This window comes from Bartonella tribocorum CIP 105476 (genome assembly GCF_000196435.1).
Taxonomy (GTDB): Bacteria; Pseudomonadota; Alphaproteobacteria; order Rhizobiales; family Rhizobiaceae; genus Bartonella; species Bartonella tribocorum.
Genome location: NC_010161.1, coordinates 852,734 through 871,301, shown reverse-complemented (window position 1 = coordinate 871,301; position 18,568 = coordinate 852,734). Strand labels below are relative to the sequence as shown.

General features: G+C 39.0%; 18 protein-coding genes and 1 pseudogene. 12 read left to right on the top strand and 7 right to left on the bottom strand.

From position 1 onward, the window contains the following. The first annotated feature begins 32 nt into the window (after positions 1-32). Genes BTR_RS03905 through rsmA form a run of 3 tightly spaced genes read left to right on the top strand, consistent with a single transcriptional unit; the run spans position 33 to position 2,817 of the window. Positions 33-983 carry a SurA N-terminal domain-containing protein gene (locus BTR_RS03905; RefSeq protein WP_038473436.1) on the top strand — a complete coding sequence of 317 codons (951 nt, stop codon included), beginning with the start codon at positions 33-35 and terminating at the stop codon, positions 981-983. Further along, a complete protein-coding gene (pdxA, locus tag BTR_RS03900) occupies positions 983-1,996 on the top strand; it encodes a 4-hydroxythreonine-4-phosphate dehydrogenase PdxA (protein ID WP_012231347.1) in 1,014 nt (337 codons plus the stop codon). Before BTR_RS03905 ends, pdxA begins: the two co-directional genes overlap by 1 nt. Next, positions 1,987-2,817, top strand: coding sequence for a 16S rRNA (adenine(1518)-N(6)/adenine(1519)-N(6))-dimethyltransferase RsmA (gene rsmA, locus BTR_RS03895; RefSeq protein ID WP_012231346.1), 831 nt, complete (start codon positions 1,987-1,989; stop codon positions 2,815-2,817). Before pdxA ends, rsmA begins: the two co-directional genes overlap by 10 nt. A gap of 31 nt (positions 2,818-2,848) precedes the next feature. On the opposite strand, the gene gmk is transcribed toward rsmA, so the two are convergent. The 7 genes and pseudogenes from gmk to BTR_RS03860 all read right to left on the bottom strand — a co-directional run bounded on the left by gmk (position 2,849) and on the right by BTR_RS03860 (position 9,243). Then, positions 2,849-3,514: a guanylate kinase gene (gmk, locus tag BTR_RS03890; protein ID WP_012231345.1), complete on the bottom strand. Its 666-nt coding sequence runs from the start codon at positions 3,512-3,514 to the stop codon at positions 2,849-2,851. A gap of 301 nt (positions 3,515-3,815) precedes the next feature. After that, positions 3,816-4,927: pseudogene (gene mltG, locus BTR_RS03885) on the bottom strand (endolytic transglycosylase MltG). Between the two features lie 86 nt (positions 4,928-5,013). Next, positions 5,014-6,276 carry a beta-ketoacyl-ACP synthase II gene (gene fabF, locus BTR_RS03880; RefSeq protein ID WP_012231343.1) on the bottom strand — a complete coding sequence of 421 codons (1,263 nt, stop codon included), beginning with the start codon at positions 6,274-6,276 and terminating at the stop codon, positions 5,014-5,016. Positions 6,277-6,378: 102 nt separating this feature from the next. Further along, positions 6,379-6,615 (bottom strand): acyl carrier protein, encoded by a 237-nt coding sequence (locus BTR_RS03875; protein ID WP_004860281.1) that lies wholly within the window; start codon positions 6,613-6,615, stop codon positions 6,379-6,381. Between the two features lie 261 nt (positions 6,616-6,876). Further along, complete coding sequence (gene fabG / locus BTR_RS03870; RefSeq protein ID WP_012231340.1) at positions 6,877-7,614, bottom strand: 3-oxoacyl-[acyl-carrier-protein] reductase; 738 nt, start codon at positions 7,612-7,614, stop codon at positions 6,877-6,879. 19 nt (positions 7,615-7,633) lie between these two features. Then, positions 7,634-8,578, bottom strand: a complete 945-nt coding sequence (fabD, locus tag BTR_RS03865) for an ACP S-malonyltransferase (RefSeq protein ID WP_012231339.1) — start codon at positions 8,576-8,578, stop codon at positions 7,634-7,636. Positions 8,579-8,640: 62 nt separating this feature from the next. Continuing rightward, positions 8,641-9,243, bottom strand: a complete 603-nt coding sequence (locus BTR_RS03860; protein ID WP_012231338.1) for an undecaprenyl-diphosphatase — start codon at positions 9,241-9,243, stop codon at positions 8,641-8,643. A 347-nt stretch (positions 9,244-9,590) separates the two neighbouring features. Here BTR_RS03860 and rpsF point away from each other — a divergent pair, with 347 nt between their 5' ends. From rpsF to BTR_RS03815, 9 genes are all read left to right on the top strand, one after another. Then, a complete protein-coding gene (gene rpsF, locus BTR_RS03855; protein ID WP_012231337.1) occupies positions 9,591-9,998 on the top strand; it encodes a 30S ribosomal protein S6 in 408 nt (135 codons plus the stop codon). Continuing rightward, positions 9,998-10,246 (top strand): 30S ribosomal protein S18, encoded by a 249-nt coding sequence (gene rpsR, locus BTR_RS03850; RefSeq protein WP_012231336.1) that lies wholly within the window; start codon positions 9,998-10,000, stop codon positions 10,244-10,246. Before rpsF ends, rpsR begins: the two co-directional genes overlap by 1 nt. A 152-nt stretch (positions 10,247-10,398) precedes the next feature. Beyond that, complete coding sequence (locus BTR_RS03845) at positions 10,399-11,379, top strand: hypothetical protein (RefSeq protein ID WP_012231335.1); 981 nt, start codon at positions 10,399-10,401, stop codon at positions 11,377-11,379. Between the two features lie 25 nt (positions 11,380-11,404). Next, positions 11,405-12,001 carry a 50S ribosomal protein L9 gene (rplI, locus tag BTR_RS03840; protein ID WP_012231334.1) on the top strand — a complete coding sequence of 199 codons (597 nt, stop codon included), beginning with the start codon at positions 11,405-11,407 and terminating at the stop codon, positions 11,999-12,001. A gap of 600 nt (positions 12,002-12,601) precedes the next feature. Next, positions 12,602-14,092, top strand: a complete 1,491-nt coding sequence (locus BTR_RS03835; protein ID WP_012231333.1) for a replicative DNA helicase — start codon at positions 12,602-12,604, stop codon at positions 14,090-14,092. Positions 14,093-14,098: 6 nt separating this feature from the next. After that, positions 14,099-15,475 (top strand): DNA repair protein RadA, encoded by a 1,377-nt coding sequence (gene radA, locus BTR_RS03830; RefSeq protein WP_012231332.1) that lies wholly within the window; start codon positions 14,099-14,101, stop codon positions 15,473-15,475. Between the two features lie 142 nt (positions 15,476-15,617). After that, a complete protein-coding gene (locus BTR_RS03825; protein ID WP_012231331.1) occupies positions 15,618-16,199 on the top strand; it encodes a CvpA family protein in 582 nt (193 codons plus the stop codon). Positions 16,200-16,277: 78 nt separating this feature from the next. Then, positions 16,278-17,768 (top strand): amidophosphoribosyltransferase, encoded by a 1,491-nt coding sequence (gene purF / locus BTR_RS03820; protein WP_038473428.1) that lies wholly within the window; start codon positions 16,278-16,280, stop codon positions 17,766-17,768. A 2-nt stretch (positions 17,769-17,770) separates the two neighbouring features. Then, positions 17,771-18,520 (top strand): SDR family NAD(P)-dependent oxidoreductase, encoded by a 750-nt coding sequence (locus BTR_RS03815; protein WP_038473425.1) that lies wholly within the window; start codon positions 17,771-17,773, stop codon positions 18,518-18,520. The last annotated feature ends 48 nt before the right edge of the window (positions 18,521-18,568 follow it).

The window sequence follows — 18,568 nt, the reverse complement described above, 5'->3', positions numbered from 1 at the left end:
AGAATTAATAAACAATGCGAAAGCCTATTTACATGAATAAATTGAAAAAGCGTCTTCTTGCTTTATTTTGTATTGCGTCTTTGGGCGTAAGCAGCCTGCTCATAAATGAATTTTTGATTTCCTCAGCCTTTGCTCAAACTGCTATTGTTGTTACAGTTAATGGCAATCCTATCACAAATTATGATATACAAAGGCGCGTTGCATTTCTCAGATTGCAACAAAAGCAGGGCAGTTTGGCGGCACAAGCTAAAAAAGAGCTTATCGACGAAGAGCTAAAAAATATTGAAATAAAACGCCGTAATATTGAGGTAAGTAATGATGAAGTTAATAGAGCTTTTGAGAACTTTGCAACGCAAAATAATATGACGGTTGACCAGCTCAATCAGATTCTGATCCAAAATGATATTACTGTGCAACATTTTAAAGATTACATCCGTGGACAAATAGGATGGGGGCGTCTTGTTAGCGCACGCTATCAAGCTCAAACGGGTATGGTTAGCGAACAAGAAGCTGTGCGCAGAATATTAAAAAATGGTGGTGTTAAACCTTCAACCAACGAATATACATTACAGCGCATTGTTTTTGTTATTCCTGCTCATCGTCGTTCAGAAATCTTGGAAAGACGTCAAAGAGAAGCAAGCAATTTCCGCGCACATTTCCGTGGATGTGCAAATGCTCACAATCAAGCAAGAGGTATTTTAGATGTTACGATCCGCCCCTTAGGAAAGTTTCTAGAACCTCAACTTCCCAGTGCATGGGAACAAGCTATTCTTGCGACACCTGCTGGAAAAATGACAAAATTGCAAGAGACATCTGATGGAATCGAAGCCATTGCTGTTTGCAAAATAAAAAGGATTTCCGATGATTATGTCGCTCGGCTGATATTTTCTCTTCAAGATAATAAAAAAAGAGATCCAAAAAAACTTGAAGAATTAAGCGAAAAATATTTAGAAGAACTGCGGCGTGTAGCACGTATTCAATAATGATTGCTCTTGTTGTTAGTGGTGGTGATCCTGCCGGAATTGGTCCTGAAATAGCTCTAAAAGCGTGGAGTTTGCGCGTTACCCGCCAAGTTCCGGCTTTTGTTCTTATCGCCGATCCAGATGTTATTTGTTCGCGCGCTCGTTTTTTACAGATGGATGTTGAGGTGGAATCTGTTTTAACCACCAATCCTGTCAAAAATTTTCAAAACGCTCTTCCTATCATACCGTTAAAAAACAAACAAAGTGATCAATTAGGTTTTCCTTCTCCAAACAATGCTGCTGGAATCATTGAGGCTATTGAGCGCAGTGTTCAATTAATTCAAAATGGACATGCATGTGCACTTGTCACTTGTCCTATTGCAAAAAAGAATCTTTATGATGTTGGTTTTCAATTTCCAGGTCATACAGAATTTTTAGCCGATTTGGCCCATAAAGCTTTTCATAAATGTTATCATCCAGTTATGATGTTAGCGGGACCTCGATTAAAAACGGTACCAATGACTGTTCATATTCCATTCAAAGATGTTCCTTCAAAACTGAGCCGTCATTTAATCATTCAAACGGCCTTCATTACTGAATGTGACTTAAAAACACGATTTAAAATAACGTCACCTCGGCTAGCTGTCGCTGGTCTTAATCCTCACGCTGGAGAAGAAGGCACAATGGGAAAAGAAGATATCGAGATTATCACTCCTGCTGTTGAATATCTTAAAAAGAAAGGACTCAATATTATTGGTCCGCTTCCTGCCGATACAATGTTCCACGAATGCGCAAGAAAAACATATGATGTTGCTCTTTGCATGTATCATGATCAAGCTCTTATCCCTATTAAAACATTAGATTTTGATACCACCGTTAATGTCACGTTAGGTCTACCTTTCATTCGTACGTCTCCAGATCACGGAACTGCTTTTGATATTGCTGATAAAGGCATCGCTTCTCCTGAAAGCTTTATTGCGGCTCTTAAACTTGCAAATCAACTTGCAAAAAATAATTCGATGCCATGCCAATAGATAATCTCCCTCCTCTGCGTGAGGTCATTGATACATATGGGTTACAAGCTCATAAATCTTTGGGGCAAAATTTCCTTTTTGATCTGAATTTAACATCTAAAATTGCTCATCAAGCAGGCACTATAGAAGGAAAACCTGTTCTTGAAATTGGTCCTGGTCCTGGAGGGCTTACACGTGCCTTGCTCGCAAAGGGCGCTATTGTAACAGCAATCGAGCGCGATGAGCGCTGCATACCGGCTCTCTTAGAAATAGAAAAGCACTATCCGAACCAATTAAAACTTATTTGTAATGATGCACTGAAACAAGATTTCTCAAAACTCTTTGGATCAAGCCCAGAAAAACCACGCATTATTGCCAATCTTCCTTATAATATTGGAACCCAACTCTTATTAAATTGGCTATTAGTGGAACCATGGCCCCCTTTTTATGAATCAATGACATTGATGTTTCAACGTGAAGTTGCCAAACGAATTACGGCTAAACCTCAATCTTCTCATTATGGACGTCTTAGTGTCTTAACTGGCTGGCGTACCATAGCTAAAATTGCTTTTGATGTGCCTCCTCAAGCCTTCATACCAGCGCCTAAAGTCACTTCTTCCGTTGTGCATATCATTCCACGCGCTCAACCTCTTGTCTGCTCTGCGCAAAAACTAAGCCTCATCACAAAAACCGCTTTTGGACAAAGACGAAAAATGCTTCGTCAAAATCTCAAAACACTTGGAGGTGAAATCATTTTAGAAAAAGCTGGAATTGATGGAACGCGCCGTGCTGAAACGCTCTCTATTTCCGAATTTGTAACTTTAGCGAATTTGATAACCTAAAAAGCACAACTTTTCCAAAACAATAAAAATATTAATCAATCTTTTCAGAAATAAGTTCATCAATAAAAGTTTCAAGAAAAGCACATCTCTCGCGTTTTACGGTTTCAGCTAAATAAATTGACCTAATAAAAGATAAAGACTGATCTAAATCTTCATTAATCACAATATAATCATAAGAACGCCAATGCGTTAGCTCCGTTCGTGCATTTTCCAATCGTAAATTGATAATATCTTGGCTATCTTCTGCTCGACGATTTAAACGCGAAACAAGCTCTTTCATTGAGGGGGGAAGAATAAAAACAGATACGGTATCTCCTGGCATTTTTTTCTGCATCTGCTTGGTGCCTTGATAATCAATATCAAATAACATATCACGGCCAGCACTCAATGCATTTTCAACGGCTTCACGTAACGTGCCATAATAATTCCCATGGACTTCTGCCCATTCAATAAATTCATCTCTATCACGTTTATATTCAAATTCTTCTTTTGAAATAAAGTGATAGTGGAGTCCATTGACTTCACTGGGACGCTTTTTCCTTGTGGTCACACTGACAGAAAGTTCTAATTGTCCATCTTTTAGAAGCAACCTCGAAATTGTTGATTTACCAGCACCTGAAGGTGAAGAGAGAATAAATAAAAAACCGCGGCGTTGATTTGTTTTTAGAGTATTCAATTCACTTTCAAAGACTATCATTACACCACTCTACTTTGTTCATAAACTTTTATTCAAAATTTGAACGATACATTATCTCAATCTTTTCCCTAACCAATTTGTGTTCTTTAGCAGTTTTCAATGCTATTCTGCATTTTTATTGAGATAATTTATCAGAAATATATTAATTTCTCTCTTAAATATTTTGTATATACGCTAATCCCACTTGTAACATACAAGAAAATAATTTTTCATCATTCTCATCAAAAAAGTTTAAGCAGAAAAATCTTACTACATTTGGAGCTCTCATTTACGATGCCAAAAGACGCAGTATCATTATAAATCAATGTTTTGCCTTTAATTCTCGCCACTTGCGAACATTCATATTATGTTCCTCTAAGGTTCGAGAGAAAACATGCCCTCCTGAACCATCAGCAACAAAATAAAGTGCATCACTGCTTGGTGGATGTGCTACTGCTTTCAAAGAATCACGACCTGGATTTGCAATGGCTGTTGGGGGTAAACCATTAATTTTATAAGTGTTATAGGGTGTTTCCTTCTCAAGATCTGAACGGTAAATTGCACGACCTGATGGCTTTCCTTTTCCTTCAAAGAGACCATAAATTACCGTTGGATCTGATTGAAGACGCATATGCTTTACAAGGCGGTTATAAAATACCGCAGCAACCATTGGTCTCTCTGCTGCAACGCCTGTTTCTTTCTCAACAATTGAGGCCAATATGACAAATTCATCAACTGATTTAATGGGTAAATCAGGTGAACGCGTCGCCCATATCGCATGAATTAATTTTTTCTGTCCCTCATACAATCTGTTTATAATTTCTTCACGCGTTGTCCCCCGAATAAAGCGAACAGTATCCGTCATCAAATAGCCCTCTGGAGGCAAAACTTTTGGAAGATCCCCAATCAAAATTTCATTTGCCGCTAATCGATCGAAAACTTGCTGAACCGTTAAACCTTCTGGTACTGTAAATGTATACTCAATGGATTTTCCTTTCACAAGAATATCCATAATATCCTGCATTGAAGCATGAGCTGGAATTAAATATTCACCAGCCTTCAGATGGCTGGTGTTTTTGTAATAACCAACCCCATAAACAAAAATATCTGATGATCGAATGAAACCACGTTTTTCTAACAATGAAGCAATTTCACGAATTCCTGTACCAGGACTGATAAGAACAACTTGTTCTTCCTCAATTTTTCCCTTTTCTTCAAAAATACTTTTTCCAATATAAAGAGGAATACTTATGCCGAAAAGAATAATCACAATCAGCATGAGAAAAAAATGACCAAGAATAACCAAAGGATTACGGACGATAGATGATTTCTTTTGTTTTTTATGTGTTAACATGCCTAACTATCCGCTTAATAATTCGAAGAGGGATCACTTACATCCTTTAATGATTTTCCACATAGAACATAACCCCTCAATAGCGATTAAGGACAATATTACAATTTCTCATTAACCTTATAATAAAGGTGAAAATTCAAAAGCAGAAATTAAATAAAAATACTTCTTATCCCCTAAAACGTCTCATCACCAACGATGCATTTGTTCCACCAAATCCAAAAGAATTGGAAAGTATCGTATCGATCTTTCGTTCACGTGGTTTATGCGGGACAAGATCGATTTTCGTTTCAATCGATGGATTGTCAAGATTAAGCGTCGCTGGCGCTATATTATCCCGTATAGCTAAAACACAAAAAATAGCCTCAGCAGCACCGGCTGCACCAAGTAAATGCCCGATAGAGGATTTCGTTGATGACATAGAAACTTGTGGTGCATAATTTCCTAAAACACGTTCAACAGCTGCTAACTCTATGGAATCAGCCATCGTTGATGTACCATGAGCATTAATATAATCAAGTTCACTCACATTCACTTGTGCACGCTTAAGAGCAGCCATCATACTACGCTGAGCCCCTTCACCACTTTCTGAAGGCGCTGTAATGTGGTAAGCGTCACCCGATAAACCGTAGCCAATAACCTCAGCATAAATACGTGCCCCCCGTTTTCTGGCATGTTCTAGCTCTTCTAAAACAACAACCGCCGCTCCTTCCCCCATCACAAAACCATCACGATCAGCATCATAAGGACGTGAAGCCCGTTCAGGATCATCATTGCGACAAGTAGAAAGAGCTCTACAAGCAGAAAAGCCCGCAAGAGATATCCGATTTATCGGAGATTCAGTTCCCCCTGCCACCATGACATCTGCATCACCGAACATAATCAAACGTGCCGCATCACCGATCGCATGAGCCCCTGTCGAACAAGCTGTCACAACCGAATGATTAGGCCCCCGTAAACCATACTGAATAGACACATAACCAGAAGCAAGATTAATCAAACGCCCTGGAATAAAAAAAGGAGAAACACGGCGTGGACCTTTATCCCGAAGCGTATAACCAGCCTCAACAATGCCCTCAATCCCTCCAATCCCCGAACCAATTAATACCCCTGTACAAATCTGATCTTCATCACTCTTAGGAAACCATTCAGCATCTGCAAGCGCTTGGTGAGCAGCTGCCATTGCATAAACAATAAATGCATCAACCTTACGCTGTTCTTTAGGTTCCATATACAAATCAGCATTATAGGTCCCCTCTGTTCCATCCCCTAAGGGGATACGTGCTGCAATCTGGCATGGCAAATCGGACACATCAAATTCAGTAATACGCCGAACACCACTTCTCCCTTCAAGAAGTCGTTTCCAACTATATTCAATATTACCAGCCAATGGAGATACCAATCCTAAACCAGTAACAACAACACGTCTCATAACTTCTAACCTTGAACTAAACTTCAGCTCTCAAAGCTCTCTTTTCATAAAGAGTTCCGAAGAATACAGGCAAAAGCAATGAATGCCTTTGCCCTTTGGTAATTATGCAGAAGCTTTATCAATGAACTTGACTGCATCACCAACTGTGAAAATCGTTTCAGCAGCTTCATCTGGGATTTCTACACCAAATTCTTCTTCAAAAGCCATAACAAGTTCAACCGTATCAAGGCTATCAGCCCCTAGATCATCGATAAAGCTCGCATTTTCTACGACTTTATCAGCATTCACCCCAAGATGTTCCACAATAATTTTTTTAACGCGCTCTACTGTATCACTCATATTGAAATCCTCGAATTTATATTTTCCTATAATTTGGTTAACTATACCGGCTCATCTAATCAAGCAATAGATGCATTCCTTTAAAAGATTTTAGCAATGATTTAAAACATCCTGTGGATATCCCCTAAAAAATGAACCAATCTGATATTCTGACATCAATTGATTAACGACCATGTTAAAGAAATAGCGCATCTTTTCATTTTAATCCTTACTATCTAAAATAATACAGCTTATAAATCAATGTGGAATACAAGAAAATACTTAAATCATTGCCATGCCACCATTAATATGGAGCGTTTGACCTGTCATATAGGCCGCTTCATCGCTCGCTAGGTAAACAGCAGTAGCGGCTATTTCTTGCCCACTCCCCATACGCTTCATTGGAATCGCAGCCATAATGGCTTCTTTTTGCTTTTCATTAAGCTTATCTGTCATGGCAGATTTAATAAATCCTGGAGCAATACAATTGACAGTAATGTTTCGCGAAGCAATTTCTTGTGCCAATGCTTTAGAAAAACCTATCAAGCCTGCTTTTGCAGCACAATAATTCGTTTGTCCAGGATTTCCCACAACACCAACAACTGATGTAATATTAATAATCCTTCCATAACGACGACGCATCATAGAATGTGTTAATTCACGCGTCAAAAGAGAAGCAGCTGTTAGGTTAACTTCTAAAACATCATCCCAATCTTTATCTTGCATACGCACAAAAAGACCATCCCTGGTGATTCCCGCATTATTGACCAAAATATCAACACCATCCATTTCTTTTTCTGCAACTTCAGCCAATTGTTTAATCGATTGACGTTCAGAAAGATTAGCGGGAAACACAAAAACATTCTGTCCTAATTCTGCTGCCACTTCTTTAAGCTTGTCTTCACGTGTTCCATGAAGTCCCACAATGGCGCCTTGTGCGTGAAAACAACGTGCAATTGCTTCACCAATTCCTCCTGATGCCCCCGTTACAAGAGCTTTACGTCCTGTTAATCTAAACATTTTTTAAACTCCTTATAGATTAAACGCCAAGCATCCCTAGCGCTGATTCTATTTCATCAACTGTTCCAATTGTTCCCCCCTTTATATCCTTGTTAATACGGCGCGTTAAACCTGTTAATACTTTTCCAGAACCAACTTCAAAAAGCGTATCAACCCCATTAGCACCGATCCATTCTATTGTTTCACGCCACCGCACCCTCCCAGTCACTTGTTGAATGAGAAGAGTAGCAATACGCTCAGGATCGCTTTCTGGTTCAACAGAAACATTGGCAATCAAAGGAACAATAGGAGCATTTTTGTTAACAGTCAAAAGTGCTTTCTTCATGGCATCCGCAGCAGGCTGCATTAAAGACGAATGAAAAGGTGCAGACACCGGAAGGAGAAGTGCACGTTTTGCACCTTTTGTTGATGCAATCTCTACCGCTGTCTCAACAGCTTTTGCTTCACCTGAAATAACAATTTGCCTACCACCATTATCATTAGCAATCTGGCATAGTCCTTCTCCAGAAACAATTTTGCAAATTTCTTCCACAACGTGCTCTTCCAAACCAATAAGTGCCGCCATAGAGCCTTCACCAACCGCAACAGCAGCCTGCATGGCATTGCCACGAATGCGCAAAAGCCTTGCCGTATCTGTGAGACTCAATGTACCAGCAGCACAAAGAGCCGAATATTCGCCTAAAGAATGACCAGCAACAAACTTTACCTTTTCTTCTATACGAAGCCCTAATTGTTCCATCACACGTATGACAGCCATGGATACAGCCATTAATGCTGGTTGTGCATTGGCTGTTAACGTTAAAACATCTGCTGGTCCTTCAAAAATGATCTCTGATAATTTCTCACCCAAAGCATCATCAACTTCCTCGAAAACCATTCGCGCCGCAAAAAATTGCTCTGTAAGCGCCCTCCCCATCCCAACAAGTTGACTCCCTTGCCCTGGAAAAATAAAAGCTGCACCCATTAATCGACTCCTTAATTGTGCAATTAAATTATTTTCTTTTGACCTTATTCATCTGCAAAAAGTCAAGATAAAGTGCTTCGTTTAGAACGAATACCTCTCTTCAAATTATATTTTAAGGGTGGAATTTGATATAAAAACTTAGGAAAATATGGGGCTATAAACTGAATAACGCCCAGACTTACAAGACCTCCTAAAATTGTGCCTGCTAAAATATCAAAGGGATAATGTACCCCCACAAAAATGCGGGCCCAACAAATCATGCACAAAAATACCACAGCAAATTTAAAAGTACCTTTGTATCGGTAAAAATAAAAGCTCGCTGTATAAGATGCAATGGTCAAGGCATGATTACTTGGAAAAGAAGCTGTTGCACGATGTTTAATCAGTGGTGTTGTCAACCCTACAACGAATGGGCGTGGATGAAAATAAATGAGAGAAATGAGATAACCTATAAAAAGAGCAGTACAAATGCTCATGCAAATGCTTAGCACAACACATCGCTCCCTTTCCCCACCACAAAACCACAACACACAAAGATGAAGAGGAATAATGTAAATTAAAAACTTTGCACAAAAAATACTAAACAAAACTAAAATTGACCAAGACTGATGATTGCCGACAAACATCTTAAAGAGCGTAACATCAATCTGGTTTAAAAAATCCATTTTTCTCTCCTTTATCTGTATGTTACAGCACTATCTCTTTGTAGAAGAGGGAAGTATATTGAAAATATATCAAGATTTAATAAATCTATTTTTTTTATGTATATAAACTTGCTATTTTAAAAGATAACCTGTAGATATGAAGTGTTCGTTGCCGGCACTTTAGCTGGAGGTTGAACGGAGGGCTGTAAAATATCAGTAGGAAATACAATGTTTCCGGCTTCCCGTGTCTCCGCTCTGAGATGTCTCAAATCGTAAACGCGTCCTTTCTTCTTTGGATTTCCCAAAAAGACAAGTCGCAGAGGCTTTGCGCTAAAACCGGTAAGATTTAATTGAAGAAAGGCAAAACAATGGCTCTTTATGAACATATGTTCCTTGCCCGACAAGACGTTGCACCGCAGCAAGTCGATGAACTTTTGAGCCTTTACAAAGGTGTCATTGAAACGCACGGTGGAAAGGTTGGGCGCGTAGAAAATTGGGGACTTCGTCCTCTTGCTTATCGTATTCGTAAAAACCGTAAGGCTTATTATGTCTTGGTCAATATTGATGCACCAGCTGCAGCAATTGCTGAAATGGAGCGTCAAATGCGAATCAATGAAGATATTTTGCGCTATATGACCATTCGTGTAGAAAAACACGAAAAAGAAAAATCTGCGATGCTTTCGCACCTTGATCGCAATGCGCACGCTGGTCAGGATGAGGAGCGCTCTCGCTCCCCACGTCGTCAACGTGAAAATGCTATAGAAAGGGTAGAATGATGACTGACACGAATCAAAACTCTTCACGTCGCCCTTTTCATCGTCGTCGTAAAACATGTCCTTTTTCGGGGGCTACTGCGCCCAAAATTGATTATAAAGATATCAAATTGTTACAACGTTATATTTCTGAACGTGGGAAAATTGTTCCGTCGCGAATTACAGCTGTTAGTCAGAAAAAACAGCGTGAATTAGCTAACGCTATCAAACGCGCTCGCTTTTTAGGATTACTTCCATACGTTATAAAGTAAACGATCAAGACATTCTAGCAATTGGAGAAACTCTCCAGTTGCTTTTCTTTTATGGTTTAGAAAAATGGCTTATTGTATCCTATGTTAAGCTCTTAAATATAAAAGTTGAGGTAGTGACATGCCTCTAACTGCAGAAAGCAGGACAGCAATAAATGAAAAAAAATCATACTTATGAGATATTAACCGGTGTTTTGGCTGGATTGTTTGCTGTTGTGATAGGAATGGCAATCATCAGTGTTGCCAATATCGCTCCCTCTTTTTCTTTTCTTCTTGGCTGCTTTCTCTCATTGCCAATTTTTATTGTTGCGTTCGGTCAAGGAACTTTTGCCAGCTTCGTTGCCTTAATAAGTGCAACTGTTATTCTTGTCATAGCCACGGATATCTATATTGCTCTTGGGTTTATGCTGTTATCTTTTCTTCCTGCTGTGTATGCCTCTTGGCTTCTTGGACTTGCGCGACCAGCGCAAAAAGAAAATACACTGATATGGTACCCATTGTCATCCGTTATTTTTCATTTAACCAACTTTATTGCTCTTATAGTCACCTTCATTGGACTCTATGTGAAAGCCAGTTCTGATACCCCTCTCATTGCAAAAAAAATCATTGAAAACATCGTACAGGCTCTACAACAATTGCAGTCATTAAAAGAAGCTAATATACTTAATGTTAGTGAATTTTTAATGGCACATGCTGCAACTTTAGCAGCTATCGCTCTGACAGTTTATAGTTTGATTTTTCTCATTGGTAATCTTTATTTTTCAATAATAACGGCCCAATATATGAAGTGGCTTAAAAGACCTCGAGATGATTGGAGCAAAACTCTTCGCCTTCCAATTTCTGGAATTGTTATTTTCATTGTTGTTTCCATCGCATCCATGGCTGAATTGAGCGATTCTCTTAATTTGGGGACACGCGTCTTTAGCTCTGCTTATACTGTCATCATATCAATTAGTGGTCTAGCGTATCTTCACAATATTACAAAAGGGGTCAACGGTCGGGTTATTATACTTTCTCTTGTTTATATTGCTATTTTAACTGTCGTTTTTTTCCCACCTGTTTCTTTCATGATGCTTTTGATGGGTATTTGGGCTGCTATTCAATACAACTTTCAATCACATGAAAAACTTCCCTAAATTTATTTGTTCGAAAGGAAAAACTATGGATATTATTCTACTTGAGCGCATTCCTCGTCTTGGTCAGATGGGTGATATTGTCTCAGTGAAAGATGGTTATGCACGTAATTTTCTCTTGCCTCAAGGTAAAGCTTTACGCGCAAATGAAGCGAATAAAAAACATTTTGAGACTCAACGTGCACAACTTGAAGCACGTAATCTTGAGCGCAAAAGCGAAGCACAAAAAATTGCTGAAAAACTTGATGGTCAATCATTTATTGCTGTTCGTTCTGCTGGTGAAACAGGACAACTTTATGGATCTGTGTCAACGCGTGATATTGCTGAAATCATAACAGATGAAGGATTCTCTATTGGGCGAAATCAAATTGAACTTAATCATCCAATAAAAATGATCGGTCTTCACACGATTACTCTTAGTCTCCATCCTGAAGTTCAAATTTCTGTGGTTATTAACGTTGCACGTTCCACCAGTGAAGCACAACGCCAAGCAGAAGGTGAAACTCTTACTTCTGCTGAAGAAATATATAATCTTCAAGAAGAAATATTAGAAGAAAATCAGGAAGAATTGTTGGTAGAAGAAATTAACGACAACGATATAAATAGTCCTCATCAAGAAGCTTAATTGCTACGTTTTTCTTTTTGTTTTATATCTTTTATTCCATTTAAAATATTGGTCATAAAATACTCACGCTTTAAAATTGAGTATTTTATGGCTATCATACATAAAGAATCTAATTTTTATGAAGAATTAGAAATATATTATCTAAAGATTATTGCATGTCCAAAATGATAATATCACTAAGAGAAAATGCTTTTATTTCTCCAGCATCAAAGAAAAAATAATTTAAAGCTCTCTCCTTAAGGGTGAGTTTTGCATGAGCGGTAAGTTAATTATATCTTCAGGTGATCTACAATGATTTCAATGACAAAGAAGTCATTCCACTGACACTGGTATGAGAATTTTAAAATCACATAATTTCAAAATACTTCAATTTAGAGTGTCGAACCTTCCACTTTAAAAGTCATATATTATAAAAATAGAACATACGAAATAGATGTTATATTAATAATACACGAATGATAAATGAGCAATTAGAAGAGAGTTTTTAAAAATTATATGATTTTAACTTAAAATGAAGCTTTGTAGCTCTATTTTTTTAATGTACGATTTTAAATTTAACGCCTAAAGTAGCTAGACTTGGAATTTTAGTGGGAAAATATTATGGAAGAAACTAGTGTTGTTAATATCAGCTCTTCGAAAAAAGAAGATTCCCCTTCTTTTCGGCAACTTCCACATAATATTGAAGCTGAACAGGCATTACTTGGTGCTATCTTTATCAACAATGATTCTCTCGACCGCGTTTCGGATTTTCTAAAACCAGAACATTTTTTTGAACCGTTGCATCAAAAGATTTATGCTGTTTTATCTCACCTTATTAAAACAGGAAAACTTGTAGATCCGGTTACGATCAAGCCTTATATCCAAATGGAAGAGAAAATTGGAGATATTACTGTCTACCAGTATGTTGTTCGCTTAGCCAAAGAAGCAGTCACTATTATTAACGCTGAAGATTATGGACGCGTTATTTACGACCTTTTTATCCGTCGTTCTTTGATTAACCTTGGAACTCAAGTTGTCAATACGGCCTTTGATGCTCCTGTAGAGCTTACGCCTACCCAACAAATTGAAACTGTTGAAAATCAGTTATTTGAGCTCGCAGAAAAAGGGAAATATGGAGGCGGATTTGAAAATTTTAATGAGGCTGTAAAAAAAGCACTCGATATGGCAAGTGCTGCGAAAAAACGTTCTTCACAATTATCAGGGATAGCCACCCATATTAAAACGCTTGATGAAAAAATGGGGGGATTACAAGCATCTGACTTAATTATCCTTGCGGGACGCCCTGGTATGGGTAAAACTTCACTAGCAACCAACATTGCCTTTAATATTGCCAATGCTTATAATCATAATGGTAATATCCAAGACAATGAGGGCGGCGTTGTAGGGTTCTTCTCACTTGAAATGTCCTCAGAGCAGCTTGCAACACGTATTATTTCTGAACAAACAGAAGTCTCTTCTTCTGATATTCGACGTGGTAATATTTCAGATGAACAATTTTCAAAAATCATCCGTGCGGTGAACCAGCTCCAAAAAGCCCCCCTTTATATTGATCAAACTGGGGGAATATCAATTACGCAACTGGCTGCCCGTGCTCGGCGTCTCAAGCGACAACATGGCTTGGATGTCTTGTTTATTGATTATATCCAACTCATGACAAGTAGCTCAAAGCGTTCATCTGAAAATCGTGTTCAAGAAATTACAGAAATTACCACAGGGTTAAAAGCATTAGCGAAAGAATTGAATGTTCCTATTATCGCTCTTTCACAACTTTCGCGCCAAGTCGAAAACAGAACAGATAAACGTCCACAACTCTCAGATTTACGTGAATCTGGTTCTATCGAGCAAGATGCCGACATTGTCCTTTTTGTTTATCGCGAAGAATATTATTTCAAAAATGAAGAACCAAAATTAGGCACTTTGGAACATCAAAAATGGCAAGATGAAATGGATAAAATTATGGGAAAAGCTGATGTTATTGTTGCAAAACAACGTCACGGACCGACAGGAATCGTATCCCTTGCATTTCAATCTGATTTCACACGCTTTAGTGATCTGGCAGATAGCAATTATCTTCCAGAACAAATTGGTTAAATCGATATGGCACGCAACCGTGTTCAATTTATTTGCCAAAATTGTGGAACCGTTCATTCTCGTTGGGCAGGGAAATGTAGCGCTTGTGGTGAATGGAATTCTCTTGTTGAAGAAAATATAGATGGTGGCATAGGAAGTGGTCCTAAGCAAAATACGCGTAAAGGACGCATCGTCGCCCTTACATCTCTTTCTGGAGATATCCAAGATGCTCCACGTATTCATTCTGGTATTGCTGAACTTGATCGTGTTACCGGTGGGGGCTTTGTCCGTGGATCAGCACTTCTTGTTGGGGGTGACCCCGGTATTGGAAAATCAACATTGCTCACACAAACAGCTGCGGCTTTATCACGCAAAGGACATAATGTCATCTATGTCTCAGGTGAAGAGGCTATTGCGCAAATTTGTCTGCGCGCACAAAGGCTTGGAGCTCATAATACAGAGGTGAAACTTGCTGCTGAAACCAATGTTGAAGATATTCTTGCAACCTTAAGCGAACATAAAAACCTTGATATGGTGATTATCGATTCGATTCAAACCCTATGGTCAGATACAGCAGATTCAGCACCCGGAACTGTCACACAAGTCCGTATTGGTGCTCAAGCTATGATACGCTTTGCCAAGAAAACAGGCGCTGCTGTTGTTCTTGTTGGTCATGTTACAAAAGATGGACAAATTGCTGGCCCTCGGGTCGTTGAACATATGGTTGATGGCGTTCTCTATTTTGAGGGTGAAGGAGGGCATCATTATCGCATTCTTAGAACTGTAAAAAATCGCTTCGGGCCAACAGATGAAATTGGTGTCTTTGAAATGTCTGATAAAGGATTACGCGAAGTGATTAATCCATCCGAATTGTTTCTAGGGGAACGCAATGAAAAAGCACCAGGTGCTGCTGTTTTCGCCGGCATGGAAGGAACACGCCCGATATTGGTAGAAATTCAAGCGCTTGTTGCTCCCTCTTCTCTTGGAACACCACGACGTGCGGTTGTCGGATGGGATGGAAATCGTCTTTCTATGATTCTTGCCGTTTTAGAAGCCCATTGCGGCATTCGTTTTGGGCAGCATGATGTCTATCTGAATGTAGCAGGTGGATATCGTATATCAGAGCCTGCTGCTGATTTAGCTGTAGCCGCTGCTTTGGTATCTTCTCTTGCCAATATTCCTTTGCCAACGGATTATGTATATTTTGGTGAAGTTAGTCTTTCAGGAGCGACACGCGCTGTTGCACATTCAGCCCAACGCATCAATGAAGCAAAAAAACTCGGATTTCAAGGGGCATTTCACCCTACGACAACAACCGAAATGATGAAGTCGCTTAATTTTCAACAAAAAACTTTTTCCGACCTTCCCGAACTCGTTGCCACGCTTACTGCAAGTAAAAAATGATCGGCATCACAGGCAGGATAATATAGAAAAAACTCTATAAAATACAAAAGATCCTTGCTATAAGAAAAAAAAATGGCATAACAAAAAATATATTTGTAGACTGACTTAAAAGAACACAAATTTAGGTATAAGGAACAAACAAATGATCATAACAATCCTTGATGGAATTGTCGTAGTAGTCATCCTGTTGTCCGCTTTTCTTGCTATGCTTCGAGGATTTTCACGTGAAGTATTATCGTTGGTTTCTTGGGCAATTGCAGCTGTTACGACACTGTTTTTATTCAAACCGGTCTTACCTTTCTTTGAACAATATCTCTCTAATAAAATGATTGCATTGATCACAACATTGGTCACAATTTTTATTGTTGTTCTCATTATTACTTCAATTATTACAATGAAAATCTCCGATTTTATTATTGATAGTCGAATTGGTATCCTTGACCGCACTATTGGTTTTATTTTTGGAGCACTTCGCGGTTTACTGATTATGGTCATCGGTATGTTGCTGATTAATGCCCTGATTAAACCAGAACACCAAGCGAACTGGTTAAAAGATGCTAAAACAAGGCCTATTTTAGATTCTCTGGGACAAAAAGTTTGGGAAATACTCCCAAAAGATCTTGGATCTGTTCTCGAAAAGGTAGAAAATTTGTTTAAAAACAGCGATAAACATACACATAAACAAAATTCTCTTGAAAAAACGCTCCTCAAAAATGGAGAATAGCTTTTCATGCGGAAAGAGAACTAAATGATGTAAAATGTGATATGGATGATTCTTCCATATCACAAGTGAAAGAATATGATGATAAAAAGCGATATTTCCTGCCAAGAATTTTCATTAGATGATGATACCCTTCATGAAGAATGTGGGGTTTTTGGTATTCTTGGGCATGAAGATGCTGCAACATTAACAGCTCTTGGACTCCACGCACTTCAGCATCGTGGGCAAGAAGCAGCTGGGATTGTTTCTTACCATAATAAAATATTTCATCAAGAAAAGCATTTAGGTCTTGTTGGTGATCACTATACAAACCCTGCAACACTTGCACGTTTACCAGGAAATCGCGCTATTGGACATACCCGTTATTCAACAACTGGAGAAGTGGCATTACGCAATGTTCAACCCCTTTTTGCTGAATTGAAAGCTGGAGGCATTGCTATTGCGCATAATGGTAATCTTACCAATGGTCTTACATTGCGCCGTGAACTCATTGCTTCTGGTGCTATCTGTCAATCAACATCAGATTCAGAAGTTTTTCTCCATCTTATTGCCCGCTCGCGTTATGAATCCTCTTCTGATCGTTTTGTTGATGCAATTCGGCAAGTAGAAGGTGGGTATGCTATGTTAGCACTCACACGTACAAAGCTTATTGCGGCACGCGATCCAACAGGAATTAGACCTCTCGTGATGGGAGAGCTTGATGGTAAGCCAATCTTTTGTTCTGAAACGTGTGCTCTTGATATTATTGGAGCAAAATATGTCCGTGATGTTAAAAATGGAGAAATCATCATCTGTGAAATACAAAAAAATGGGGAAATTACCAAAAAAATTATAAAAGCAGAAAATACAAAACCAGAAAAACTTTGCTTGTTTGAATATGTTTATTTTGCCCGTCCAGACTCCATCGTTGGGGGACGTAGTGTTTATAAAACACGCAAAAATATGGGAATTCGCTTAGCTCAGGAAGCCCCTTGTGAGGGCGATGTTGTGGTCCCTGTTCCTGATGGTGGAACGCCTGCCGCAATTGGCTATGCACAAGAAATTGGAATTCCTTTTGAACTTGGTATTATTCGTAATCACTATGTGGGCCGCACTTTTATCGAACCAACACAACAAATTCGTGCCTTTGGCGTCAAGTTAAAACATTCGGCAAACCGTCCTGTGATTGAAGGAAAACGTGTTATTCTGGTTGATGACTCTATTGTACGGGGAACAACATCCCTTAAAATTGTGCGAATGCTTCGCGATGCGGGAGCAAAAGAAGTCCATATGCGCGTTTCTAGCCCTATGATTTTTTATCCTGACTTTTATGGTATCGATACCCCTAAAGCTGAAAGCCTTTTAGCAAATCAATATCCAGATTTAAAATCTATGTGCAATTTTATTGGAGCGGACTCTTTAGAATTTCTTTCAACAGATGGATTATATCTTGCTGTAGCAGGAGAAAAACGAAATAACGCTGATCCACAATTTACTGACCATTATTTTACTGGATATTATCCTACGCATCTAGTTGATCAAGAAAATCTCTCTAAAATTCATCAATCATCTGTTCTTAAAACAAGAGATTAATGATGACAAAACATGACTTTAGTCTCCATGGGCGCGTTGCACTTGTTACTGGTGCATCAAGAGGAATTGGTTATTATTTGGCACTCGAGCTCGCTGCACGCGGCGCTCATATTATTGCTCTTGCACGAACAGTCAGTGGGCTTACTGAATTGGACAATAAAATCCGAAAAAAAGGAGCTTATGCAACCCTCGTTCCACTGGATTTGCATCATATGGAAAACATTGATACTCTTGCACTCTCAATTGCCAAACGCTGGAAAAAACTTGATATTATCGTCGCAAATGCAGGAATCCTTGGAACACTCTCACCAATAGCACATATAGAAAACACGGTATTTGAAGATGTTTTTCAAATCAATCTTATCAGTCAATGGCGCTTAATAAAAGCCCTTGAGCCTTTATTACGTGAATCTGATGCTGGACGAGCCATCCTTTTATCCTCAAGCGTTGCACATGTTGCGCGCCCTTTTTGGGGCGCTTATGCAGCCTCTAAAGCGGCTTTAGAAATGATTGCCCGCTGTTGGGCAGAAGAACTCAAACAAACCTCTATTAAGATTAATTGCGTCAACCCTGGAGCTACACGCACAGCCATACGCGCTGAAGCTATGCCTGGTGAAGATCCACAAACGCTCCCCTCACCACAAGAGGTTGCAAAAAAAATAGTCCATTTGCTATCCCCTGATTTAAAGGAAACTGGAAAACTTTTTAATGTCCGTAAAAATCAGTTTGTGGATTATCATGCTCCTCATTGAACATCATCTGAGACGCCAATAGTTGAATCTCTCTCTTTTTCCTGTGCT